Source organism: Methanobrevibacter sp., from assembly GCF_045541095.1.
Taxonomy (GTDB): Archaea; Methanobacteriota; Methanobacteria; order Methanobacteriales; family Methanobacteriaceae; genus Methanocatella.
The window spans coordinates 1-23,229 of record NZ_JAZQIJ010000076.1 but is presented as its reverse complement, the minus strand read 5'-3'; the positions used below and the strand labels follow the sequence as shown (position 1 = coordinate 23,229).

At 33.8% G+C, this 23,229-nt stretch carries 26 protein-coding genes; 9 read left to right on the top strand and 17 right to left on the bottom strand.

Annotated elements, in window-relative coordinates; translation table 11 throughout:
- Nucleotides 1–13: 13 nt before the first annotated feature.
- From ACKI2P_RS03505 to ACKI2P_RS03490, 4 genes are all read left to right on the top strand, one after another.
- Complete coding sequence (locus tag ACKI2P_RS03505) at nucleotides 14–1,687, top strand: MATE family efflux transporter (RefSeq protein WP_407375054.1); 1,674 nt, start codon at nucleotides 14–16, stop codon at nucleotides 1,685–1,687.
- 143 nt (nucleotides 1,688–1,830) lie between these two features.
- On the top strand, nucleotides 1,831–2,103 hold the full coding sequence (locus ACKI2P_RS03500) for a metal-sensing transcriptional repressor (protein WP_407375052.1): 273 nt from the start codon (nucleotides 1,831–1,833) through the stop codon (nucleotides 2,101–2,103).
- A gap of 60 nt (nucleotides 2,104–2,163) precedes the next feature.
- Nucleotides 2,164–4,029: a heavy metal translocating P-type ATPase gene (locus tag ACKI2P_RS03495; protein WP_407375050.1), complete on the top strand. Its 1,866-nt coding sequence runs from the start codon at nucleotides 2,164–2,166 to the stop codon at nucleotides 4,027–4,029.
- 29 nt (nucleotides 4,030–4,058) lie between these two features.
- Nucleotides 4,059–4,262: a heavy-metal-associated domain-containing protein gene (locus ACKI2P_RS03490; RefSeq protein WP_303724709.1), complete on the top strand. Its 204-nt coding sequence runs from the start codon at nucleotides 4,059–4,061 to the stop codon at nucleotides 4,260–4,262.
- 13 nt (nucleotides 4,263–4,275) lie between these two features.
- Here ACKI2P_RS03490 and ACKI2P_RS03485 read toward each other — a convergent pair whose 3' ends face one another.
- Nucleotides 4,276–5,040, bottom strand: a complete 765-nt coding sequence (locus tag ACKI2P_RS03485; protein ID WP_407375048.1) for an alpha/beta fold hydrolase — start codon at nucleotides 5,038–5,040, stop codon at nucleotides 4,276–4,278.
- 160 nt (nucleotides 5,041–5,200) lie between these two features.
- On the opposite strand from ACKI2P_RS03485, the gene ACKI2P_RS03480 reads away from it, so the two are divergent.
- Entirely contained in the window at nucleotides 5,201–6,217 is a 1,017-nt protein-coding gene (locus ACKI2P_RS03480) for a type II glyceraldehyde-3-phosphate dehydrogenase (RefSeq protein ID WP_407375046.1), read from the top strand.
- Nucleotides 6,218–6,253: 36 nt separating this feature from the next.
- Entirely contained in the window at nucleotides 6,254–7,090 is an 837-nt protein-coding gene (locus ACKI2P_RS03475; protein WP_407375044.1) for a TIM barrel protein, read from the top strand.
- Here ACKI2P_RS03475 and ACKI2P_RS03470 read toward each other — a convergent pair.
- A complete protein-coding gene (locus tag ACKI2P_RS03470; RefSeq protein ID WP_407375042.1) occupies nucleotides 7,087–7,602 on the bottom strand; it encodes a DUF2116 family Zn-ribbon domain-containing protein in 516 nt (171 codons plus the stop codon). The two genes, ACKI2P_RS03475 and ACKI2P_RS03470, sit on opposite strands and share 4 nt — an antisense overlap.
- A 53-nt stretch (nucleotides 7,603–7,655) precedes the next feature.
- Complete coding sequence (locus ACKI2P_RS03465) at nucleotides 7,656–8,726, bottom strand: metallophosphoesterase (RefSeq protein ID WP_407375040.1); 1,071 nt, start codon at nucleotides 8,724–8,726, stop codon at nucleotides 7,656–7,658.
- Between the two features lie 88 nt (nucleotides 8,727–8,814).
- Between ACKI2P_RS03465 and ACKI2P_RS03460 the strand changes: the two genes are divergently transcribed.
- Nucleotides 8,815–9,939 carry an AAA family ATPase gene (locus ACKI2P_RS03460; protein WP_407375038.1) on the top strand — a complete coding sequence of 375 codons (1,125 nt, stop codon included), beginning with the start codon at nucleotides 8,815–8,817 and terminating at the stop codon, nucleotides 9,937–9,939.
- 7 nt (nucleotides 9,940–9,946) lie between these two features.
- Here ACKI2P_RS03460 and hemA read toward each other — a convergent pair whose 3' ends face one another.
- The 3 genes from hemA to ACKI2P_RS03445 are packed head-to-tail and all read right to left on the bottom strand — an operon-like array spanning nucleotide 9,947 to nucleotide 12,249.
- Nucleotides 9,947–11,149, bottom strand: coding sequence for a glutamyl-tRNA reductase (gene hemA, locus ACKI2P_RS03455; protein ID WP_407375036.1), 1,203 nt, complete (start codon nucleotides 11,147–11,149; stop codon nucleotides 9,947–9,949).
- Nucleotide 11,150: 1 nt separating this feature from the next.
- A complete protein-coding gene (locus ACKI2P_RS03450; RefSeq protein WP_407375034.1) occupies nucleotides 11,151–11,765 on the bottom strand; it encodes a bifunctional precorrin-2 dehydrogenase/sirohydrochlorin ferrochelatase in 615 nt (204 codons plus the stop codon).
- A 1-nt stretch (nucleotide 11,766) separates the two neighbouring features.
- Nucleotides 11,767–12,249 (bottom strand): methanogenesis marker 9 domain-containing protein, encoded by a 483-nt coding sequence (locus ACKI2P_RS03445; RefSeq protein WP_407375032.1) that lies wholly within the window; start codon nucleotides 12,247–12,249, stop codon nucleotides 11,767–11,769.
- Between the two features lie 207 nt (nucleotides 12,250–12,456).
- Here ACKI2P_RS03445 and ACKI2P_RS03440 point away from each other — a divergent pair, with 207 nt between their 5' ends.
- Both ACKI2P_RS03440 and ACKI2P_RS03435 read left to right on the top strand, forming a co-directional pair.
- A complete protein-coding gene (locus ACKI2P_RS03440; protein WP_407375030.1) occupies nucleotides 12,457–12,915 on the top strand; it encodes a hypothetical protein in 459 nt (152 codons plus the stop codon).
- 37 nt (nucleotides 12,916–12,952) lie between these two features.
- Nucleotides 12,953–13,642 carry a M48 family metallopeptidase gene (locus tag ACKI2P_RS03435; protein ID WP_407375028.1) on the top strand — a complete coding sequence of 230 codons (690 nt, stop codon included), beginning with the start codon at nucleotides 12,953–12,955 and terminating at the stop codon, nucleotides 13,640–13,642.
- Nucleotides 13,643–13,648: 6 nt separating this feature from the next.
- Here the strand turns inward: ACKI2P_RS03435 and atwA are convergent, their stop codons facing one another.
- The 11 genes from atwA to ACKI2P_RS03380 form a co-directional block, all read right to left on the bottom strand.
- Entirely contained in the window at nucleotides 13,649–15,250 is a 1,602-nt protein-coding gene (atwA, locus tag ACKI2P_RS03430; protein ID WP_407375026.1) for a methyl coenzyme M reductase system, component A2, read from the bottom strand.
- Between the two features lie 73 nt (nucleotides 15,251–15,323).
- Nucleotides 15,324–16,034, bottom strand: coding sequence for a tRNA-dihydrouridine synthase (locus ACKI2P_RS03425; RefSeq protein WP_407375060.1), 711 nt, complete (start codon nucleotides 16,032–16,034; stop codon nucleotides 15,324–15,326).
- A 29-nt stretch (nucleotides 16,035–16,063) separates the two neighbouring features.
- Complete coding sequence (locus ACKI2P_RS03420) at nucleotides 16,064–16,825, bottom strand: GTP cyclohydrolase III (protein WP_407375024.1); 762 nt, start codon at nucleotides 16,823–16,825, stop codon at nucleotides 16,064–16,066.
- 15 nt (nucleotides 16,826–16,840) lie between these two features.
- A complete protein-coding gene (cofD, locus tag ACKI2P_RS03415) occupies nucleotides 16,841–17,749 on the bottom strand; it encodes a 2-phospho-L-lactate transferase (RefSeq protein WP_407375022.1) in 909 nt (302 codons plus the stop codon).
- A gap of 9 nt (nucleotides 17,750–17,758) precedes the next feature.
- Nucleotides 17,759–18,520, bottom strand: coding sequence for a coenzyme F420-0:L-glutamate ligase (locus ACKI2P_RS03410; protein WP_407375020.1), 762 nt, complete (start codon nucleotides 18,518–18,520; stop codon nucleotides 17,759–17,761).
- Nucleotides 18,521–18,556: 36 nt separating this feature from the next.
- Nucleotides 18,557–19,183, bottom strand: a complete 627-nt coding sequence (locus ACKI2P_RS03405) for an IMP cyclohydrolase (RefSeq protein WP_407375018.1) — start codon at nucleotides 19,181–19,183, stop codon at nucleotides 18,557–18,559.
- A 14-nt stretch (nucleotides 19,184–19,197) separates the two neighbouring features.
- Complete coding sequence (locus tag ACKI2P_RS03400; RefSeq protein WP_407375016.1) at nucleotides 19,198–19,611, bottom strand: ExbD/TolR family protein; 414 nt, start codon at nucleotides 19,609–19,611, stop codon at nucleotides 19,198–19,200.
- A gap of 8 nt (nucleotides 19,612–19,619) precedes the next feature.
- Nucleotides 19,620–20,459, bottom strand: coding sequence for a MotA/TolQ/ExbB proton channel family protein (locus ACKI2P_RS03395; protein ID WP_407375014.1), 840 nt, complete (start codon nucleotides 20,457–20,459; stop codon nucleotides 19,620–19,622).
- Nucleotides 20,460–20,547: 88 nt separating this feature from the next.
- Nucleotides 20,548–21,165: a ribonuclease HII gene (rnhB, locus tag ACKI2P_RS03390; protein ID WP_407375058.1), complete on the bottom strand. Its 618-nt coding sequence runs from the start codon at nucleotides 21,163–21,165 to the stop codon at nucleotides 20,548–20,550.
- 43 nt (nucleotides 21,166–21,208) lie between these two features.
- Nucleotides 21,209–22,285 carry a rod shape-determining protein gene (locus ACKI2P_RS03385; RefSeq protein WP_407375012.1) on the bottom strand — a complete coding sequence of 359 codons (1,077 nt, stop codon included), beginning with the start codon at nucleotides 22,283–22,285 and terminating at the stop codon, nucleotides 21,209–21,211.
- A 2-nt stretch (nucleotides 22,286–22,287) separates the two neighbouring features.
- On the bottom strand, nucleotides 22,288–22,923 hold the full coding sequence (locus tag ACKI2P_RS03380; protein WP_407375010.1) for a hypothetical protein: 636 nt from the start codon (nucleotides 22,921–22,923) through the stop codon (nucleotides 22,288–22,290).
- Nucleotides 22,924–23,229: the final 306 nt, after the last annotated feature.

Below are 23,229 nucleotides of genomic sequence, written 5' to 3'. Positions count from 1 at the left end.
CAAAGGAGATAATATGTACGGAAATTTATCGAAAAAAGCATTTAGAAGAATTTTATTGCCAACAATGCTAATTGTAATGGCTACTAATGTTACTGCAATCATCGATTCATTTTTTGTCTCATCATTCATCGGGCAAAATGGATTAGCAGCAATAGAACTTTTAGAACCCATAATCTTAATAGTGACCGTTTTGGAATGGGTTTTTGGATTGGGTGGTCAAATATTATCCGTATCCAAAAAAGGAGAATTCGATGAAAACGGAAGCAATCTCTATTTTACAGTTGCAATCGTATCTACAATAATAGTCTGTGCAGTAATTTCAATAGTGGGATTCTTCAATATCGATAACCTGATTCAAATACTTCAAGGAACTGCAAAACTAACCCCATATGTGCAGCAATATGCTCCATTCTTATTTATTAGCTTCACATTATCAACATTGTTAGGAGTCTTTTCCCAGTACATATGTGTTGACGGACAGGAAAACTTCTCATCATTTGTAGTAATAATTGCAAACATAGTGAATATCGTGTTGGATTATCTGTTTCTGGGAGTTTTCAATATGGGAATCGGAAGTGCATCCTTTGCAACATTTATAGGTTATTCCGTAGGACTGCTTTGTGTTTCAAAATACCTCTTCGATTCAAAAAGAACCTTCAGATTTATCCATTCATTAATACCATTGAAAGAATGGTTGAAAACATTTTGGGAAATATGCAAAATAGGTTTTCCAAGTGCAAGTATGGGACTGTTCGATGTTATTTTAGTATATTTTATGAATATACTTCTCCTTGGAGTTTTAGGAGAAGGTGGTTTGGTTTCATATACAGTCAGTACTGAATCAATACTCATAGTAAGTATAATAATTATTGGAGTTGCAGAAACATTGACTTCAATCGTGCCACTGTACTACTCTCAAGATGATCATAAAAGTGTTTTTACTCTGATTAGGCACTCTATAGCCTTCGCATTAGTTTTTGCAATAGCCTGTACAGTATTCGTGTGGGTTTGGCCGGAAGGATTTTTATCACTGTACGGCCTCGGAAATGAGGCCAATACTCCATCCATCATAAATGCAATGAGATTATACGGATTCATGTATATCCCTAGCGTATTTGCAACAATATTGATTTTCTATTATGAATCAATCGACAGACCAATCATTTCAACTGTGATGACACTAATCACTTCATTATTCGGACCGCTAGTAATAAGCTACGGCCTATATCCGATTTTTGGAGAAAACATCATTTGGCTATCATTCCCGATATCCTGCGTCCTGTCAATTTTAGCAGCGTTTATTTGCATGAAAATTATGGAACATAAAGAAAAAGAACATCACGGCATATTCTTTATAAAAAACGAATTGATTGAAAAAACCAAATATTACGAATTAACATCCATCAATGATGGGGATGCAAGCAGATTATTCGATGATTTAAAAAGTATCGATGCGGATATCGGATCTCTGAGAGAAATTTTAGTAAAAATATTCGAATTGAATGAAAACAACGTTTCAGTTGAAGTCTTTGCAATCGATTATGGTGATGAAATAAAAATCAATATAAAAGACGACGGAAAGGATATAGATATTGAAAAGTTCAAAAATGAGATAGGAAATATAGATGACGTAAAATATACACAAACTTTAGGTTTGAACAATCTGGAATTGGTTGTAAAAACCTAAAAATCAATTTTTAAAAAAACAAACCTCAAATAAACACAAACAGATATTGATTCTATAATTCAATCCATTTTTTAGAAAACAACTTTCCAAATATTTATATACTAAAAAATTCATATACCCCTACAGGTATAGGATGTGTTAATTTGAAAGAATGTATGGACAGTGAAAATCTACACAGAAGAATCAAAAAAATCATTGGGCAATTGAATGCAATTGACCGGATGATTGATGAAGATATTCCTTGCGAACAGATATTAATGCAAGTAAATGCATCAAAATCTGCATTACATAAAGTAGGACACATTATTGTTGAAGGACACCTTGAACATTGTGTTAAACAGGCAATTGAAGAAGATGATGCTGACGAAGCAATCGGAGATATCTCATCAATTCTAGAATACTACTCCAGACTTTAATTTTTTTTAAATTTGCCTTATACCCTATGGGGTATACCTATACTACTGGGGCTGATTAAAATGAAATTCACACAAGATGAAAAAAAAGAGATTACATTAATTGTAATATCCACATTAAGTTTGGTTGCTAGTTATTACCTATCTCTCGAGTATATTGCAGGAATTTCAGTAATCTTATGTGGAATTCCAATATTTAAAGAATGCATAGAAGGACTGATTAAAGAATTTGACATAAAAACAGATCTGCTGGTTACAATAGCAATAATATCCTCAATAATAATAGGAGAGGTATTTGCAGCAGGTGAAATTGCAACAATAATGGCAATCGGAGGATTTTTAGAACAATATACCGTTTCAAAAACACACCGAAGAATTGAAAAACTCGTTAATGCAACACCCCAATTTGCAACAAGAATAAAAAAAGGAAACGAAGAAAAAATACCTGTTGAGGAAGTTAAAGTTGGAGATGTCCTGAAAGTACTGCCCGGAGAAAACATACCAACTGATGGAATCATAATAAACGGTGAAACATCAATTGACCAATCAACATTGACGGGAGAGTCCCTACCCGTCGACAAAAAGGTCAATGATGAAGTTTACAGCGGAACCATTAACGTTTACGGATCATTTACAATGGAAACTACAAAGGAAAGCAAAGACAGTTCACTTCAAAAGCTAATCACACTGGTCGAATCATCCAAACCTGAAAATGCAGAAATCGTGAAAACCGCAGACAAATGGGCAGCACTGATTGTTGTTATTGCATTCATTGCGTCAATACTTACATATCTGATTACATTCGAAATAATCAGGTCAGTTACAATACTTGTGGTGTTCTGTCCATGCGCATTGGTTCTGGCTACACCGACAGCAATTATGGCCGCAATCGGGAATCTGACCAAACACGGAATTCTGGTTAAGGAAGGACAATCCATCGAAGAGCTGGCACATATTGATGAGCTTGTATTTGATAAAACAGGAACACTTACATATGGAACTCCAGAAGTGGCAGAAGTAATATCAGAAAGTCCTGAAGAAATGATGTATCTTCTTGCATCCCTTGAATCAAAATCCGAGCACCCTATTGCAAAATCAATCATGAAACATTATAATAGTAATGAGTTAGCAGAAGTTAAAAATTTCAAAATTGATATTGGAAAAGGAATAACTGGAGAAATCAGAGGATTTAAAATACTTGCAGGAAACAGAAAGCATCTAAAACAATCCAATATCAAGTTAAAATATAATGAAATGCCAAAAAATGGTGAAACTGAAATCTTTGTAGTGAAAGAATCAGAAGTTCTTGGAAAAGTATTGCTGGCAGACACCCTTCGGGAAAATATCAAAGAAACAATATGGACCCTAAAGGACCTCAGAGTAAGAACAACACTGCTTACAGGAGACAATAAAAAGACTGCAGAACATATTGCAAAGCTAATTAAAATCAGAAACATAAAGGCAAACTGCCTACCTGAAGACAAAGTCGAATACATCAAAGGAGAACAGCTGAAGGGCAATAGAATTGCAATGATTGGAGACGGACTGAATGATGCACCATCACTCAAAAAAGCCAATGTTGGAATTGCAATGAGTGAAATAGGAAGTGACATCAGCGTTGAAGCCTCAAACATTTCACTGATCAATGACAATATAACGGAAATCCCCCACCTAATCGGACTGGCTAGAAAAACAATAAAGACAATAAACATCTGTATAGGATTTGCATTAATTTTAAATGCAATTGCAATGGGTTTAGCCATTATGGGAATTCTGAACCCTATAGAAGGCGCATTAATCCACAATATCGGATCAGTTATTGTAGTTCTCTATTCAACAAACCTAGTAAGATACAGATTTCCAAGAAAAAATATCAATAATCACAAAAAATTAGGTTTGACTAAAAATATATATAATCAAATTACATAAATATTAACATCGAAAGAAGGTGATTTATAATGGCTGAAAAAGAAATTAAAGTAGTGGGCATGCACTGCCCGTCATGTGTTAAAGCTGTTGAATTATGTTTAGAAGATGTTGACGGAATTGATTCAGCTAAAGCTGATTTGGATTCAGGCATTACTACAATTACCATGTCTGGTGATGTAAGCGACGCAGACATAAATGATGCAGTTGAAGAAGCAGGATTTAAAGTAGAATAATTCTGCTTTTTACTTATTTTTTATAAAAATTTTTTAAATTATCCAGCACGGCAACTATATTTTTACCGACCAAAAGATTATGGCGGACATTGTCCAATACAACCAACCTGGAATTGGAAATTTTTTCATTAAGCTCCTTTTGCTCATCAGGAGTAAATATTTCATCATATTTTCCGGCTAAAAACAAGACGGGAACATCAATATTTTCCAATTTATCCCAAACATCAAAATTCAAACTAGCTACAACCGCCTTTTTAAATGCATCAACATTGGCAATCGATGCGGAATAATTTTTCAGAAAATCCAGCTCTTCTCTGTTATCCTCAATCACATCAGGACACAAAACCAACGGCAAAATATAATCATAAAACTCCTCAAAACCAATATTTAATGTATTTAAAAATTGATTAAGAACATTTTCAGAATGAGCAGACAACTTTGCAAAACTGGACATCAGCACAATTGAAGAAACTTTGGAAGGATAGTTAATAGCGAAATTGAGTGCAACTGCACCGCCTAATGAAAATCCAACCAAATTTACTTTTTGGATATTCAATTGGTCTAAAATGCCGTTTAAATCATCAGTATAAGTATCAATAGAAATCTCATCACTACCCAATTCGGACTGACCATGTCCCCTTAAATCAAACCTTAAAACTTTATAATCATTTTTAAAGCCCTGAACCAGAGGTTCCCAGTATACCATGCTGTCGGAAAGTCCGTGAATGAAAACTATGACTTCGCCGTTCCCTTCAATTCCATAGTTAATTTTTACCATAATACCACATCACATTCTTCAATAAAAATATCATCATCTTCACTTATAAATGTTCTTTAAAAACAAAAAATGACAATATCAAATTATAAATAAGTTAAAAAATAAACCTAATGACATATAATAATATTTTAAAATTATTATAAAATTAAAAGGGATTAAAATGAAAACTGTTGCAATTAATGGTTATGGAACCATCGGTAAAAGAGTGGCTGATGCAGTAGCCGCTCAGGATGATATGAAAGTGGTTGGTGTCAGCAAGACCAGACCAAACTACGAAGCAAGAACTGCAGTTGAAGAAAAAGGATATCCTTTATACATTGGAATTCCAGAAAGAGAACAATTATTCAAAGATGCTGGAATTGAAATAGCAGGTACTGTTGAAGACATGATTCAAGAAGCAGATGTTGTTGTTGACTGTACTCCTGGAAGTATCGGTCCGCAAAATCTTGAAATGTATAAAAAAGCAGGAGTAAAAGCCATTTATCAAGGTGGAGAAGACCATGAGTTAACCGGCCTTTCATTTAACGCTATTTCAAATTATGATGACTCCTATGGTGCTGACTACACAAGAGTAGTGTCATGTAACACCACAGGACTAACCCGTACATTATCCACTATTGACCCAATAGCAGACATCAAAAAAGTCAGAGCAGTAATGGTAAGAAGAGGATCAGACCCGTCTGAAATCAAAAAAGGACCAATCAACGCAATTGTTCCAAACCCTCCAAAAGTACCTTCCCACCACGGCCCTGACGTAAAGACCGTTATGAACGGAATTGATGTGACAACAATGGCATTGCTCGTGCCGACTACCCTGATGCACCAACACAACATCATGGTTGAAATCAACAACGATGTGGAAACCGAAGAAATCGTTGAGGCATTGAAAAAACGTTCAAGAGTATTGGTTGTTTCAGCTGAAGAAGGTCTCGGTTCAACCGCTGAGTTAATGGAATACGCCAAAGAACTTGGAAGAAACAGAAACGATTTATACGAAATTCCAGTTTGGAGAGAATCCATTAATGTTGTAGGAAACGAACTGTTTTACATGCAAGCTGTGCACCAGGAATCTGACGTAATTCCCGAAAACATCGACGCTATCCGTGCACTTCTTGAAATGGAAAGCGACAACGAAAAATCAATTGCCAAAACCAACAAAGCTATGGGAATATTCTAAATTCCCACTTTTTTTACTATTTTTTTAACGATTTAAATGAAACATAAAGTACTTTTTGGACCTGCAGGAAGTCCTATAAACTATAAAGGTCCAGCATATAAAGCTCCAAAATACATCTCAAGAAGCGGACTTGATTCTTATGAATATCAATCTCCTTACGGAGTTAGAATTGGTGAAGAGGCTGCAAGCACTTTAAAAGAAGAATCAGAAAAATTTGACGTTCTTGTTTCAATGCATGCACCATATTACATCAATCTGTGTGCAAAGGAAGATTCCAAACTTGAAAAAAGTATCGGCCATCTGATTGCAGCTGCCCGTGCAGGCGAATGGATGGGAGCATACAGACTGGTATTCCACCCTGGAGCATATTTGACAAGAAAACCTGAAAAAGCCATGGAGATATCCAAAAATACAATAAATAAGTTATTTGAAGAACTTGAAGCCGAAGGAATTGAAGAGTTTACATTCGCTCCAGAAACTACCGGAAAAAGAGCTCAGCTGGGAAATGTAGGAGAAGTAGTTGAATTATGCGCCACATTTGACCACTTTGAGCCGACAATTGATTTTGCACATGTCCATGCCAGAGGAAGAGGATTTTTAACAAAAAAAGAAGATTACAATTGCATTTTTTCAACAATTGAAGACAATCTGGATATCAACATTCTCCACTGCCATTTTACAACAATAGAATACGGCCAGAAAGGTGAAATAAAGCACCACACCTTGGATGAAAGCGATGAATACGGTCCAAATATAAAAGATTTGCTTGAAAATCTAATTGAAAATGGATGGAATGCAAATATAATTTGTGAAACACCACTGAGAGATATAGATTCTCTTAAAATGAAAGAATTATATGAAACAATGATTTAATAGTCTTTTACAGAGTCTATCAAATCATCCATATCACTAAACAGATTATTTATATCCTCATTATCCTTTTTGTTTGAACTCAAATGAATTACAAGTTCGTTTGTCAAATCCTCCATCTTATCGATGAAAGTCTGCAAAACATTTAATTTTTCACCAAGTTCTCTTTCAACAAATGGATTTTTACCAATATCCATATCCGCCATTTTTCGAGCTATATCCACTTGAATAGAAAACAGATTGTTTGATTTGTTGATTGATTTCATGAATCTTTCATAGGCCATATGGTCCGGGTCAAACTGATTTTCAACCAGTTCCTTGGCCTTTGACTGCTTTATGTTATAAGTTTGTTCAAGTTCATCAATCTTTGATATGTATTTGGACGGAACCTTTCTGACGGGAGGTTCTTTTTGTCTGAAAATAGGTTTTCCACAATCTGAACAGAAGTTCTGATCAGCATCAATTCTAGCCCCACAGTAAATGCAAAAATGATTATGATTATCTTCACTAGCCATATAATTATTAATTTAATCATTTATATTTATAAAGTTTAATTTGAAAATCAAAACTAACCCTTTTTCTCAAGCTTCAAAACGACCAGTTCACTGTCGGTTCCCCATCTCATAGGCACATCCATTGAACCCACACCTGTAGTTACATGCAAATAATGGCCTGATTTATCCTTAAATAATCCTTTATTGAATTTAAACAGTAAATTTCCAAACCAAACGGCAGGATAGAACTGCCCTCCATGAGTATGGCCTGAAAGCTGAATATCAAAGCCAAGTGATGAAAATTCCTTCCAATAGTATGGAACATGGTAGTTGACAATGTTGACGCAACCTTCCTTAATTTGAGATTTGTCAACTTCGGGCATTGACCTGTCACCAACACTATAGCTTAATCCGACTATATTCAAGCATTCGAATTCACAGGTTTTATTGTCAAGAACAATGATTCCTGCCTTTTTGCATGCCCTTACAACATCCTCAATTCCGGGATAGTAGTCATGATTTCCGGGAGTGAATATTATCGGCATTTTTACACGAGCAAACTCCATCAAATCATTTTCTTCAACAACACATGACCCGTCAGCCAAATCCCCTGAGATAATCGCCAAATCACAGGTATTTTCAAGTTCATGCAATTTGGCGCAGATTTGATGAATTATTTGTCCGTGGCGAATGGATCCGAAATGAACGTCTGAGAAATGGACAATATTTATATTGCGAGTCAGATTATCTAATTTCAATGTTTTTTCATGAACTGTCAACTTATGAGCCTTATGATAATTGTAAATACCCAAAACCGGAACAATCAAAAGCAGAATGCAGATAATTTCAATCGGCAAAATTGTAAAATTGCCTATCAGATAGATTGCTACAATGTCAATGAAAAACATCACCGAAGCCCACATCCAGATTCCATCAATTGTTGTCATGAGCCTGCCGAGGGGTGTTGATTTTTGAGCTTCAAAAAACATTGGAAGCAAATGAATCAAACCAAGCAATACGGCTAAAACAAAAAGATAAATATCACTGACATTTCCAATCAGCAAAAATATGTACTTCAATAAAAAGAATTCAAATAAAGTGTAAAATGGAGTAATAAATATTATTCTTTTTGTCCTATAACTCATATAATGAACCTCAAACTTAATTTGTCACAACAAGTATTTAAGCAATTAAAACAAATGTTATGTTGTAACCGAATCTGGAGGTGAAGTAATGAAAAGTGACAATAAAAAGCTCGAAAAAAAATCATCCAACCAAAAACCCACATTAAAGGAAAACGAAAACAGAGAATATGCCGAATGTGTTGTGCTTAAGCCTGTAGGCTATCCTTTTGAGTTTAATTTAATGGATGATGACTTTGAAATCAAAAATACAAAATTGTTCGAAGAGTATGCTCGTGAACAATGGCTTGGATTGGTTGTCAGTGAAAATTCACATCTGTTTGATCAAAAAATCATTCCGGATTACGGTTTTGAAATCATAAAGGCTAAACCAAACAATTCAATTATCTCAGAAAAGACTAAAATCAAACTAATCACTGAAGAGATGGCTGCCAAGAAGGATACCAATCATATTAAATCCAACATATTACTTTCAGATATCATAGGGCAGGATAATGCTAAAAATAAGGTTAAAGTCATAACAAAATATCTTGAAGATCCCGAAAAATTCGGTCCATGGGCTCCAAAAAATGTTTTGTTTTACGGCCTTCCAGGTACCGGCAAAACCATGCTTGTAAAGGCGCTTGCCAATACCCTTGAAGTTCCATTGTATCTAATCAAAGCAACTTCATTGATAGGTGACCATGTCGGAGACAGTGCATCTAAAATTCACGAATTGTTTAAAAAAGCTTCTGAAAACTCCCCATCAATCATATTCATTGATGAAATTGATGCAATAGCACTGCACAGGTCTTTTCAATCATTAAGAGGAGACGTTTCAGAAATTGTTAATTCTCTTTTAACAGAAATGGACGGCATTATTGAAAACAAATCAGTCATCACAATTGCTGCTACAAACAATCCTACATCACTTGATTTTGCTGTAAGAAGCAGATTTGAAGAGGAAATTGAATTCAAACTGCCTAATGATGAAGAAAGATTGGCCATTCTTGAAAATAACCTTAAAACAATGCCTTTAGAGCATGATTTAAATTTATCAAGAATCGTCAAGATTACAAAAGGTCTTTCAGGAAGGGACCTGAAAGAAAAAGTTCTGAAAACTGCCCTTCACAATGCAATAGCCAACGATAGCGAAATCATCACAATGGAAAATATCGATTATGCATTGAAAAACGGGAAAATAAAAAATAGAGATGTTAAAGGAATGTTCGAATAGCCATTCCTTAATCTTCAAAATCGAAGATATATTCAGCAGCCCTGATAATCTCCTTGTTTTCATCACGTGCGGCCTGCTTGACATTGTTTGAAATATCGAAAAATATCTTGTTGACTATGGAATTTGTTAAATTATTGAGAATTTTTGCACCACCATGCACATCACTAAACTTAACTGCAGCCTTTTCAGTTTCACGTCTTCGTATCTCTTCCATAGATGCTCTTAAATTGCCAAGAAGTTCGTCAACTTCCATTATTTTAAACGCTTGATTAAGTAAATGGAACTCTTCATCGATGATCTTTTCGGCTTCATCGAACTCCTTGATTCTGAGCTGAGTGTTAATATCTGCAATTTCCCTTAAATCATCAATATTGAATAATTTGACATTAAGATCCCTTACATCATCCAGTATATCACGAGGATTTGCGATATCAATAAACATCAAATCTTCATAGTCCCTATCGATTTTTAAAAGACGTTCCTTAGTTATTATAGGATGAGGAGCACTGGTTGCACTAATAACCAAATCAGCAGTAGCCATATATTTTTCCAAATCCTTGAACAAAATGGCCTGACCTCCCAAATCTTCAGCAAGACTGACTGCAACATAATAAGTCCTATTTGCAACAAAAATAGCCTTCAAGTCCTTTTCAGCCAATGCCTTTGCTACAAGTTTTCCCATTTTTCCGGCACCAATAACCAAAACTGATTTATTCTCCAGACTTCCCATGTGTTTTTCAGCCAAATCAATGGCCGCAGAACCAATGGATACTGAACCCTTATTGATGTTTGTCTTATTTCTTACAACCTGGCCGACATGAATTGCTTTTGTAAATACCATGTCCAGATATTTTCCGCAATGCTTGTTTTTGACTGCCTTGTTTTTAGCATCTTTGACCTGACCTAAAATCTGGTCTTCTCCGACAATCATGGATTCCAAACCTGAAGTCATACGCAACAGGTGCATAACGGCAGAGTGACCATATTCTATAATAATACTTTGATTTTCATGAGACAGTAATTCGTCGTCTTTTGGAATAAAATCATTTTTTATGAAGTATTCTTTCCTGTTACATGTGGAAATATCAATATATTCAACAATGGAATACTTTTCCTGCAATTTTTCAAACAAATCATCTATGTCTTTTGCAATCTGTTCCATTGATTCTATATTTGCAACCTTATGGTCAACCCTTATATTAAGTATCACTCTAACACCTTATCATTTTGTCTATATATTGTTTAGCATCATCAATTTGACTATTTTCAATAAATTCATTGATTTTTTCATCTTCAAAAATCTTGTAAAGCCAATCACGCCTCTCCTTTTGATCTTCAACAGATTCCTTTAATATGGACCTCGCATAGCTTTGAAGTTCAATTTCCAAAATATCCTCTTCAGTAATAATTGATTGAATCTTTTTTCGAAGCTGCCTTGCCATCAATGGACTTTTGCCATTTGTAAAAATAGAAATTTCAATATCCCCTATGTCGAAACTGGTAGGAACAATAATGTCTCCTTTTAAAGGAAAATCCGCCCTGTTGACAAATTTACCTTCAGAAATCTCAGAAACATATTCACACATCTCTTCATCACCGCTGGCAATTACAACCAAATCAGACCATTCGACTAATCTGTCAACATCAGAAGTAGAATATAACTCTGCGCCTTTTTCCAGCAGTTCATCAGACAAATAATTTCCTGCCAATCTCACATTTGCGCCATGGTCTAAAAACTTATTTGCCCTTCTTGTTGCAACTTCACCAGTGCCTAAAATAAAAACATTCAGATTAGAAGTTTTTAAATAAAGAGATGTCCAATCCATTTTAATCAGAGTTTTCAAGAGACTTTGCATGCAATACTTTTACAGCAGCTCTTAAATCATTATTGCATTCAGTTAAAACATTCATCGCTTCTAATTTGGAAATATTGAATGTTTCAGCCAAAGCTTTAGCCCTTTCATCAGGATCTGGTTTTTGAACGCCCACTAATCTTTCAGACAATTCTTTTTTTAAGTCTAAATATTCATCATGACTCATTCCCATATTCCTTAAAGTCATATCTCTTAACGGACAAGGTTTAGATGGTTTGCAACACCATACGAGTGAACCGAAACAAGTTCCTGCCCCTTCTCCTAATCTAGTTTCTCTTCCAAATTGAACTTTAATATCAACAAACTCCTGTGGAGTTAAATTAACTTGTTGTAACGCATTTAACACTGGACAAGGTTTGACTGGAGGACAACAAAAAGCAAGCCCCCTTATATCTCCGCCCCTACAAATATGAGATGGTGCATCTTCCCAAGTCATGATAAACCTCCAAAAATAATTTTCATTCCTCTTTGAATAAATATAAAATAATAATATAATTTATTTAAACACTGAATATATAACCTTTTGTATAAACCCTAATTTTCAAGTTAAGTAAATAACAATAAAAAAAAATAAGAATTTTTTAGAAAAAATATATAATCATCAAATTCATTAAGTATTAAAAGAAAAAAAAGGAGGTTTTAAATGAGATTATGGAACCCTGCAGCATTCTTTATCAGCTTAATGATGAGTATGATTATGGCAATAATATTTGGAATGATTGTACCATACTTATTAAATATTCCCGGTCTTGAATGGGATTTATGCTTAATATTATGGCCAATAAGATGGGCAACAGCATATCTATTAATCAATCTAATCATTTATCCAATAGGATTTGGATTGGCCGAAAAAATATTCCATTTCAATCCCGACAGAGATGGAATGGGATTGTGGAACCCTGCAGCATTCTTTATCAGCTTAATGATGAGTTTTATTATGGCTGCAATATTCGGTTTGACAATGGGAATGCCAATAGAGTTATTATTCTACCTATGGCCTGTAAGATGGATAACAGCATACCTATTAATCAATATAGTGATTTACCCAATAGGATTTAGTCTTGCAAAGAAAGTTTTCGGATTTGATCCAATGGCACAATAAGGTTTAAAAACCTTATTTGACCATATTTTATATTGATATGGCAAAAGAAAAAATTATCATTGAAAATATAACCATCACTCTAGAGCGAAAAAACATTAAAAACATGTACATGCGTATTTTACCTCCAGATGGCGAAGTAAAAATATCTGCACCCCTATTTTTATCAGATGAAGACATTTCCAATTTTGTTAAATCAAAAAAAGAATGGATTTTGAAAAAACAGAAATACATAAAAGAAAATGACATTAAACCGCCTTTAAAGTACAATAACGGAGAAATACATCAATTATGGGGCAAAGAATACACTTTACAGTTAATTTCCAACAGCAATATCAAACATGTTTTAACAGATGATAAAAAATCAATTATGTATTTGCCAGTACCCAAGAGAAGTACAATCGAAAAAAGGCGAAAAATACTTAATGAATTTTACCGTCAGCAAATGAAACTGGCTCTTCCAGAAGTTTATGACAGATGCACCAAAATAGTCGGAAAAACACCATCTGAAGTTAAGATAAGGAGCATGAAGAACTGGGGAAACTGCAATCAAAACAAAAGAATCACATTAAATTTAAATCTTGCAAAAAAAGACCCAATATGTTTAGAATATGTGATGATTCATGAACTATGTCATCTGATTGAATTCAATCACGGAAAAAAATTTAAAAAATTGATGGACAAATACTGTCCAAATTGGAAAGAAATTAAAAAAAAATTAAATGAATAAGAAGATTTATCTATTATCTTTAAGCATATCTTCTTTTTCATCTGGAGTTAACTGTTGAACTATCTCTTCAGGAGTACCTATATCTAAAAGTTTTCCTCCCCTCATCAAAGCAGCTCTATCACAAACATCTAAAACAAAGTCCATATCGTGAGAAATGATAATGAAAGTTTGTTCTAATTCTTCACGAGCTTTGAGAATGGAGTCAGTTACGATAACTCTTGTAATAGGGTCCATAGTACCAGTAGGTTCATCCAATACGATGAGTTTAGGCTCTTTTATTAAAACCTGTGCAAGAGCAACCCTATGTTTTTCTCCAACACTTAACTGATCAGGATATTTGTCTAAAATGCTCATAGCCACTTCACCAGTAAATCCGACTGTGGTTAATGCATCAATAGCTTTGATTTTACCGAATTCAGCAGGCAAGTTTAAACTGATTGCATCAGTCAGATTACCTAAAATAGTTCTATGAGGATATAATGAATATTCTTGGTGTAATAATCCAATATAAGGCATGATTCTACCACGGTTTAAAGGACCTACCTTAGTCATGTCAATCCATTCATCACCGAGTTTGATATCAATTTTACCGCCACTTGGTTCGGTTAATCCCATCAACATTCTTGTTGTAGTAGTTTTACCTGAACCGCTTAAACCTACAATACCGAAAATCTCTTCTTTATTGATTGTTAAATTTATTCCATCAACAGCCTTTACTACTCCTCTTTCAATTGAGTAATAATGTTTTTTAACATCTTCAAGGACAACTTCAGGTTCACCAAATTCAGGAATTTCAGGTTTTTTAGGAACAGGAACGGTTTCCATGAAATGATCAACTACAGTTTGAGGGTCACCTTCTTCTTTAATCATACCGTCTTCCAACCAGATTACATTATCAGCCAGTTCTGTCATGATTTCAGGCCAGTGAGAAGTGATTAACATGGTGATTCCTTCCTCTTTTACACCTTCTTTTAATGTATTGTGAAGTTTTACAGCAGTTTGAGGGTCTAATGTACCGGTTGGTTCATCTGCTAAAAACATCATAGGATTTTTAGCCAGTTGCCTTGCAAGCACTACTCTCTGCTTTTCCCCACCACTTAAATCACGAGCAATATGAGTAATCCTATGATTCATCTGAACCATTTCCAGCAATTCTAAAGCAGTATATATTTTTTGATCATATTCAATGTCATCGCTCATTGCACGCATAACATTCTCAATTACTGTTTCTTCATCATATAATGCAAAATTACGTTGAAGCATGATAGCAATTCTTCTTTTAATACTGTGGAACAGTTTTCTTTCAGCCTGGAAAAAGTCAACTTCCTTAGCTTCGAAAGTACCACCACAACTACATTTTTCACCAACATGTGATGGAGATTCTACTGCTAAACAGTCAGGACATACAGCTATATTCATTATAATTTGACCAGAGGTAGGTTCATAATCTTTTGTACCTCTAAGCATATTAATCAAAACTGATTTTCCACTACCACTTCTTCCTAAAATTCCTAAAGTCTCTGCCTCATTAATCTTTAAGTTAATATCTTTAAGAACATCAACATCTCCAAAAGTTTTTGTGATATTCTTAAGTGTAATAAAATCCATGAAATCACCTATTAGTTAATCTTTTATTTTAATCTATTAATAATACTTTCTAATAACAATTGTTTTAAAAAATTTAAAAATTAGCAATATTAAACTCTAATTTGCCAGAAATAACACTTCTAGCAATTGAAAAACCACATACTCCAGTATCAATCATTTTTTCAGCATTTTCAATTGAATTTATGGAATTATTTCCTATAACTTTAATATTCGTATTGTTACAAACATTTCTTAAAAGTTCATAATCGGCATCAAAAATACCTTTCTTCATAGCATCAATATGCAAATATTCTGCACCTGCACTTTCAATAATTTTTGCAATATTGAGAGTATCAATTCCATTAACGTTAGCTCTGATTTTAACTGAAACTGCACAATCAACATCATCTACAACTTGAGAAATAAAATCTCCCAAATCAGCACGTTTTAACATTTCTTGTCCACAACCAATAGCTAAAATTTCTTCTTGGCGACAATGACAGTTAATTTCAACAATATCTAAATCTTTAATATTACCCACTTCTATTATCGGCTGTGGAGTAGTTGACCGCACATTTGCAGATACTTTTACATTCTTGTGAACACTTTTAATTGAAGCAACCTCATTTTCAATATGTGAAAAAATATCATCTAAAGGAAAATCAAATTCTTTTCTGCCCCTTTCGATGATTTTTTTACTTGCTTCAATTGTCGGCGCATCTAAACTGTATCCTCCTAAAGTAGCTACATTAAAACCATAAGGAATAACTTTATTTAAAAAACGAGAATCAGTTATTCCCGCCATAGGGGCAACTACTTTAAGCATGATTTACCTCAGTATTCCTTTTCAATGACCCAAGTCCACATCTCATTATTATTGGCACGAATTTCCTCAAGACCAATATCAGCCATATATGCCGCATCTTCAGCATTTTTTCCACGACCAATACCTGCTTTGAGTTTGATTCCGATTTCTTCATCTATTTCAATCATGATTTCTTCAATTTCCTTTTCTGAAAGGCCATTGCATGGGGACATGAAATTGTCTCCTCCGATGAAGAATAATAATGCTCCTTTCTTAATTAATTTGGTCATCAAATAATGTTGGGCTTTGTTAACCATGAAACTTGTATCAAAAGCAGATTCAATATCAGTTAATGTTTCAGTTACACTATTAATATCAATATGTGCCGCCTGAACAAAACTATCCTCTTCACTTACCAAACTATCGATAGCTAAAATTTCTTTCCTTTCGCCAGATTGTGCACTTCCAGCTTTTTGAAGAGCTATAGTGGCTAATCTTTGAGCTTCATGAGGTGTTTCAGCAGCACCTACACCCATACTTACAGTAATAGGATATCTGTTTCTGATTGATCTTTGAATTCTTAAATGATCCTCTTCATCAAGACCATTGGATATTGCAAGCAAGTTGTCAAATCTTGTAAAGAAAACTAATCCTTTTTTATTACCGAAATGATTGTTTAAATCAGCAAATAAATTTGCTTGCAACATTTGTAAATCTGATTCTGTTCTAGGTCTTGGAGTTACAGTCCAAGGACCATAATTGTCTATTTGTATTAAAGTCATTTGTATCATTGATTCGCCTCTAAACTATTTAGGAATACTATCTAAAATTGTTTGTGCTAAATTTTTTTTAACACCTAAACTATTCATTATAGTATTTGTAATTGTTACCTTATTAATTATTTGATTTATCTCATCACATAAATTACTATCTTTATCATCAATAACAATATTATCTAAAAAATCTTCATATAATGATGCAACTCCGATTGATGAAACTTCGATGCCCAAAGCTTTCATGAATTTACTTGCAGGGCCGCTTACCGCATCAGTACCTATGATTGGAGAAACTGCAACAACATAAGTATCTTTTAAAGCTTCACGCACACCTTCTAAAGACAATATTGGTAAAATTGAAGTTATTGGATTTGAAGGACCAATAATTACTGCCTGTGAATTTTTAATTGCTTCGATTACTCCCTCTGCAGGAGAAACATTTGAAAATTGAAGGTCCAATACTTCAGGTTTCTGCTGATGTTTGATTAAAAATTCGTGAAATGGCAACTCACCAATGTCTGTAGTTAGTTTAATTTCAGAATGCTCATTGCTCATCGGAATAACTTTACACTCCAGACCCATGTTTTTTGCCTGGATTTCACATGCCTTGGCCAAGTTGTATTTTTCCATGAGTATTGTTTTTTGGATTTTTGTAGCTCTATCCCTATCACCAATTCTTAACAGTTCCGGACATCCTATTTTTTCAAGAGCTTCATTTGTAATGAATGTATCTCCCTTGATTCCATACCAGAACTCATCATTAATTAAATCAGACATTGTATATAATACGGTATCAATATCCGCAGCCACATAAACTCCGGAAAAATAATCATTTTCCAAAGTATTCACAATAATTGTCAAATCACTTGGATCAACAATCTCTTTTAAACCTTGCAATAATTTTGGAGTACCTGTTCCTCCAGACAAAACAGTAATCATAAACTACCCCTATCTAAACACATCAAATTCTTTTTGCATAATCAAATCATCAATTTTTGAGTCTTCATTTCTTAAATCATCAAAATTGGAAAATCCTCTTATAATCACTACCGGCAAACCTTCATTAGCCTGCCCCATAACAAGAGATGCCGCTGCAGACAATTCATCGGCAGTTGCAATTTCAGTAGTTTCAAGTTCACGACCGTATAAATCTTTTTCACCCACTCTTCTCCAAAGAGGAGATATACCAGAACATCCTATAGCAGTACCAATAGCTCCGAACCTGAATGCCCTACCTTGAGTATCAGTTATTATGACTGCAATTTCCTGGTTGAATTCTTTTTCTAAAAACTTACGAATTTCTAAAGCAGATTTATCCGGATTGACAGGCATAGGAGTTGCCAAACCATCTCCAACATTAGATTCATCGATTCCCGCATTTGCACAAATGAAACCATGTTTGGTTTCGGTAATAATAAATTTAGGACCTACTCTAACAACCTCATTTGATTCCTGTAAAATAGCTTCAACAAGTTTCGGATCTTTTTGAGATTTTTCAGCCAATTCCAAAGCTTCCTTTGAAGGGACCAAATCATCAAGTTTGATGAAATTTCCTTCAGCTTTGGAAATTAAAGTCTCTGCAATCAATATTATATCCCCATGTTGAATTAAACAGCCCTGTTTGTTGATTGCATCTTTAATAATGAGTGCAATATCATCATTATTATCTACAATGGGAATATGCTCTAAACCTATCAGTTCAATTGTCATAATATCATCTAAAAAAAATATTAAAAAAAAATAAAATTATGGATTATAGACATCTATTGTCCATTCTCCATCAAAGACTGCCGCACAAGAAGTTACTGGCTTTTTATAATTAGCAAATGTACCTTCATCAAAAATAAATTTAGCAGATTCAGCAGCAGTTTTAGCTTCAAATTCAACTAAATCATGTACCTGACTTCCATATGTTGAAATGAAAACAGCATCACCATATGGAACTTTTTCCACTAACAACTTCTTATCGTTAGCTATTCCAATGAAACATTCATATTCATCCTTTTTATTGGTTGATGTAACAACAGCCGCAATTCTAGGAGTATGATAATCATCTTTTTCATAATCCATAGTAAGCAATGAATATGCAATTGCATCTTTAATATTCATTCCTAAAGCAATTTTATCTGCTATAACATCTGTGTGAGAACCATTTGATACAATTGCAATGTCCTTTACGATACGGACACAATTATATGTGATATATGTGTTCTCAAAAATATCTTTTTCAAAACCTTCCTTCGGAACGATAGCCGCACGGTTTTCAAATTTTAAACATTGCCTATTTGGAAATGATCGGCTTGAAACACGATATGCGACAAAAGGTTTACCATCAGTATTCATTCCAGTTGATAAAATTCTACCAGTATACATATTTATTCCCCTAATTACAATTCTGGACGTTGAACTGCTTGGTCAATCGGCATTCCAGGAGGTGTTGTGATGACAATTTCACCAGGTCTGATTGAAACTTGACCTTGATCAATTACTCTTGCTTGAACACCTACTGCATCTCCCGAGATAGCGTCTGAGCGGTCTTGACCATTAACTGTAACCTTATGCAAGTTTGCTACAGGCATAATATAATATTCTTGGTCACCGGAAACATCAGTGACATTAGGTTTTCCAGTTGCGCCATCTTCAACAGAAGCGTCGTCAGTTTGAACATCAGTAGCTGAAAAATTACTTGTTACAACTAAAAAAATCATGATTGTGAATAAAATATCAATGAACGGAACTAAATTGATATTAGGTTTTTGATCTAAAACTTTCTTTTTATGTCTTTTTACATCAATAGCCATTTACTCACCTATTGTTTCAGTTTACTTTCAGTAATTTCCGCATTAACATTACATTTCTCTAAAATAACATTCGAAATACTTTTATCCAACATACTAGGTTTAAAAGAAACCTTAATATTTGCGTAAGGATCGGAAATTAATCTTGTATTAACTACACCTTCAGCTTCCTGGAGAGCTTCAAGAGCACATTCAACATTAGAATCCACCCTGACTTTAACGACAGCAAATCCCCAGTTAGTCATTTTTGTAGCTAATTCGATTTTATCCATTTCAGCATCAATAAGACCTTGGATATAAGAATAGATTGGTATTAAAATAATAGCAACTAAAAGACCCATGATAGTGGTTGTCAAAGCTACATAAATCCCTTCAGCCATGGCTGCGGAATCAGGATGAACCCCTAAAGATTTGAATGTCATCCATATACCAATAACTGTACCGATTAAACCTAAAAAAGGAGCAAGTTCGGTAATAGTTTTGATTGTGCTTAATCCTTTAGTCATTTTCGCTACTTCAACAATGAAAATCTGCTCCATACTTTCTTCAACTTCAGTTTTATTCTTATAACCAATTTTTAAAGTTTCAGAAATAATCTTAGAAATAGGATTTTTAAAAGCATTGATTTGTTTTAATGCCTCTACAGCACCTCCTCGTTCCATAGAAGCAGTAACTACACCGAATATCTCAGTAGTATCAACCTTACTAATTCTTCTAAGATAAGCGATTTTTCTAATTGAAATAATGAGACCATAAATACCTACAAATAAAATAATATAGGTAATAATTCCACCTTGAGTGAAAATATCAAAAATTCCATCAAGAAATGGAGTAATATATTCAATTATCATATTTATCCTCTAAAAATTATCAATAATTATAAAGTTTATAAAGATAGTTTATAATTCAATATACTTAAATATTTTTTAAAAAAAGTGACTAATCTTTCATTTTGGCGACAGTCGCCCATGACTTTCTTACAAAATCAGGCATCTCATCGTAAGTATAATTTGTTAAAAAATCTTTTGTTTTAGGATCTGAAGGGTAACCTGAACCTATACCACCAGATTTAATAAAATCCTTATTGATTTCTGAAATTTGCTTATCTCTTTCAGCTTTGGCAATAATTGAGGCAGCGCTAACTTCTATATATTTATCATCGGCCTTATGCTCAGCAATGACATTCAACCCTGTGTCGTTGCGAAGGTTGTTTTGAAAACGCTCCGCCTTAACATCAACAGCATCGACTATAGCCTTTTCAGGTTTCATCTTCAACAATATTGATTCCATTGCATTTTTTTCAATTTCATTGAGATTTATTCCATCCGCCCTCATTTCATCGATTTCACGGGCTGAAATAACAACTATCTCATAATCGAACATTTTTTTAAGTTTACGGGACAGGATGGTACGCCTATTCGGAGTTAGTCTTTTGGAATCCTTAACACCCATACGTTCCAAAACCTTCTCCATTTTTTCGGGAACGACAACACCTGCAATAACCATAGGTCCTAAAACAGAACCCCGACCTGCTTCATCAATGCCTAAAATATCCATAAAAATCAATTTTAAAAAAAAAAAGAGAAATAAATAAAAATATTTATTTCATAGCCCTAAGACGGACTTCAGGTTCTAATGCCAGAGGTTCTGCAGCAACGATAGCAGTACCTTTTGCAACAACTGTCATCGGATCGTCAGATATTTCTATAGGAATTGCAATTTCATCGAAAATTCTTTCTTTTAATCCGCGAAGTCTGGAACTTCCTCCAACAGCCACAGTATTGTTATAAACTCCCATCATTAATTCAGGAGATAATCTTTCTAAAATAATGTTCAAACCACCAACAATTTGTTGCATATATGGCTCAACAGCTTCAGCAACCAACATTGAATCGATAACAACTTTTTTAGGTCTGTTGGTTTCTAAAGATTTACCTATGACTTCAACACTTAAGTTTTCGAGTTGTTCACTGCAGTGAACCATACCGACTTCTATTTTAGCAGATTCAGCATCATGAATACCTATAGCCACATTATATTTTTCTGCAACTAATTCGACAATTTTATTGTCAATATCGTCACCACCACATCTTACAGTTTCGATATCATTAATACCTCCGAGAGATATTACAACAACATCGGTTGAACCTGCACCAATATCAATAACCATAGTTCCGTTAGGTTCTGCAATAGGTAATCCTGCACCAATTGCAGCAGCCAATCCTTCACTGATAACCAAAATGTTTTGAGCACCCGCTTTTCTACCAATTTCTTCAGCAGCATTTTTTTCCACTTCAGATGCATCACCAGGAATACCTATTACTATCCTGCCAACACTTTCTCCCTCATTAATACCAATTTGCATTGCTTTAATGAGTAATGCCTGTGCTTGTACAACATTTTCAATAACACCTTTTTTCAAAGGTCTAACAGCAAGAATATCTTCAGGGGTTCTTCCAAGCATTCTTTTAGCTTCTTCACCAACAGCCAACACTTCAGATGGATCATCTTTTTTAACTGCCACTACAGAAGGAATTTGGTACAAATCAAATTTATCCCCTGAAGGTTTAGCAATTACGGTGTTTAAAGTTCCTAAATCAATTCCTAAACTATTGCTAATGACTCTGTTTGTTTCATCAACTTGTGGTTCTTCTTCATCTTTTCCGAAAATATTCATGATTAATCCTCCGTTACAATATCTTTAAAGTCAATAACGAAAATCTTATTAGATGTAGCTATGCTTTGAACTTTTCCAACATCACTATCTTTCTCAACAGAAATTACAATAGTTGTTAGAACTACTTCATTTGCATTATAAAATGGTTTCAAAGCAGATTTAATGAAATTTGGCAATTTCACCTCATTATTTATATCAACATCAATGAAACTTGTAGTTTGTGATTCCTGAAGAATTTTAAATGGTATTCTTGATTTTTCAAAAGTTGAAACAACATACTTAACCGCATTATCCGGTGCCACAAGCACCATCAAATTAGGTTCGCTCAGATATTTCCGAGGAATACTAACATATGCTCCGCCAGACTTTTTTGTTGCACTTTTAAAATCATTGATGACGATAGAATTGCCATAAATCATGATAAAATCAAATTTTTTATCCAATTTACCATCTTTTAATATAACATGTTCCCTGAACAATATTTTCACATTGGCATTTGACAAAATTGCCTTATAGGCCATCTCATCCACCAACGCATCATTGCCTGCGATAACACACCAACTTTTATCTATTTTATAGGAAGCATCATTTGTGGCAATTGCAGCTTGTCTAAGAACACGTATATTATCTTCAATCATTTAAATACTCGCAATAACATTAATATAAATTTAATATTCAAATAAATAACTATGAAATATAAATTAAAGCCCATTAAACGATTTAAATTTAAGATTTCATAAAATTATTTAAAGTCTAACAATTAATATTTATTAAAAATATTATTATATATAGTTTATCTTTTATCCATAATTTTTAAAAATAATCAATAAATAGCAATTTTTTTAACCAAACTCAATAATTATTTGAAAAAAATAAAAAACATGAAAAGATATGAAGTAAATTATAAAAAAATAAAAAAAATAACAAAATCAAATAAAAATAAC

Bases quoted from the DNA above. Each gene is read 5' to 3' on its own strand.
- ACKI2P_RS03505 (WP_407375054.1), top strand. From the start codon at position 14: ATGTACGGAAATTTATCGAAAAAAGCATTTAGAAGAATTTTATTGCCA.
- ACKI2P_RS03495 (WP_407375050.1), top strand. From the start codon at position 2,164: ATGAAATTCACACAAGATGAAAAAAAAGAGATTACATTAATTGTAATA.
- ACKI2P_RS03490 (WP_303724709.1), top strand. From the start codon at position 4,059: ATGGCTGAAAAAGAAATTAAAGTAGTGGGCATGCACTGCCCGTCATGT.
- ACKI2P_RS03485 (WP_407375048.1), bottom strand. From the start codon at position 5,040: ATGGTAAAAATTAACTATGGAATTGAAGGGAACGGCGAAGTCATAGTT.
- ACKI2P_RS03480 (WP_407375046.1), top strand. From the start codon at position 5,201: ATGAAAACTGTTGCAATTAATGGTTATGGAACCATCGGTAAAAGAGTG.
- ACKI2P_RS03475 (WP_407375044.1), top strand. From the start codon at position 6,254: ATGAAACATAAAGTACTTTTTGGACCTGCAGGAAGTCCTATAAACTAT.
- ACKI2P_RS03470 (WP_407375042.1), bottom strand. From the start codon at position 7,602: ATGGCTAGTGAAGATAATCATAATCATTTTTGCATTTACTGTGGGGCT.
- ACKI2P_RS03465 (WP_407375040.1), bottom strand. From the start codon at position 8,726: ATGAGTTATAGGACAAAAAGAATAATATTTATTACTCCATTTTACACT.
- ACKI2P_RS03460 (WP_407375038.1), top strand. From the start codon at position 8,815: ATGAAAAGTGACAATAAAAAGCTCGAAAAAAAATCATCCAACCAAAAA.
- ACKI2P_RS03450 (WP_407375034.1), bottom strand. From the start codon at position 11,765: ATGGATTGGACATCTCTTTATTTAAAAACTTCTAATCTGAATGTTTTT.
- ACKI2P_RS03445 (WP_407375032.1), bottom strand. From the start codon at position 12,249: ATGACTTGGGAAGATGCACCATCTCATATTTGTAGGGGCGGAGATATA.
- ACKI2P_RS03440 (WP_407375030.1), top strand. From the start codon at position 12,457: ATGAGATTATGGAACCCTGCAGCATTCTTTATCAGCTTAATGATGAGT.
- ACKI2P_RS03435 (WP_407375028.1), top strand. From the start codon at position 12,953: ATGGCAAAAGAAAAAATTATCATTGAAAATATAACCATCACTCTAGAG.
- atwA (WP_407375026.1), bottom strand. From the start codon at position 15,250: ATGGATTTTATTACACTTAAGAATATCACAAAAACTTTTGGAGATGTT.
- ACKI2P_RS03425 (WP_407375060.1), bottom strand. From the start codon at position 16,034: ATGGCGGGAATAACTGATTCTCGTTTTTTAAATAAAGTTATTCCTTAT.
- ACKI2P_RS03420 (WP_407375024.1), bottom strand. From the start codon at position 16,825: ATGATACAAATGACTTTAATACAAATAGACAATTATGGTCCTTGGACT.
- cofD (WP_407375022.1), bottom strand. From the start codon at position 17,749: ATGATTACTGTTTTGTCTGGAGGAACAGGTACTCCAAAATTATTGCAA.
- ACKI2P_RS03410 (WP_407375020.1), bottom strand. From the start codon at position 18,520: ATGACAATTGAACTGATAGGTTTAGAGCATATTCCCATTGTAGATAAT.
- ACKI2P_RS03405 (WP_407375018.1), bottom strand. From the start codon at position 19,183: ATGTATACTGGTAGAATTTTATCAACTGGAATGAATACTGATGGTAAA.
- ACKI2P_RS03400 (WP_407375016.1), bottom strand. From the start codon at position 19,611: ATGGCTATTGATGTAAAAAGACATAAAAAGAAAGTTTTAGATCAAAAA.
- ACKI2P_RS03395 (WP_407375014.1), bottom strand. From the start codon at position 20,459: ATGATAATTGAATATATTACTCCATTTCTTGATGGAATTTTTGATATT.
- rnhB (WP_407375058.1), bottom strand. From the start codon at position 21,165: ATGGATATTTTAGGCATTGATGAAGCAGGTCGGGGTTCTGTTTTAGGA.
- ACKI2P_RS03385 (WP_407375012.1), bottom strand. From the start codon at position 22,285: ATGAATATTTTCGGAAAAGATGAAGAAGAACCACAAGTTGATGAAACA.
- ACKI2P_RS03380 (WP_407375010.1), bottom strand. From the start codon at position 22,923: ATGATTGAAGATAATATACGTGTTCTTAGACAAGCTGCAATTGCCACA.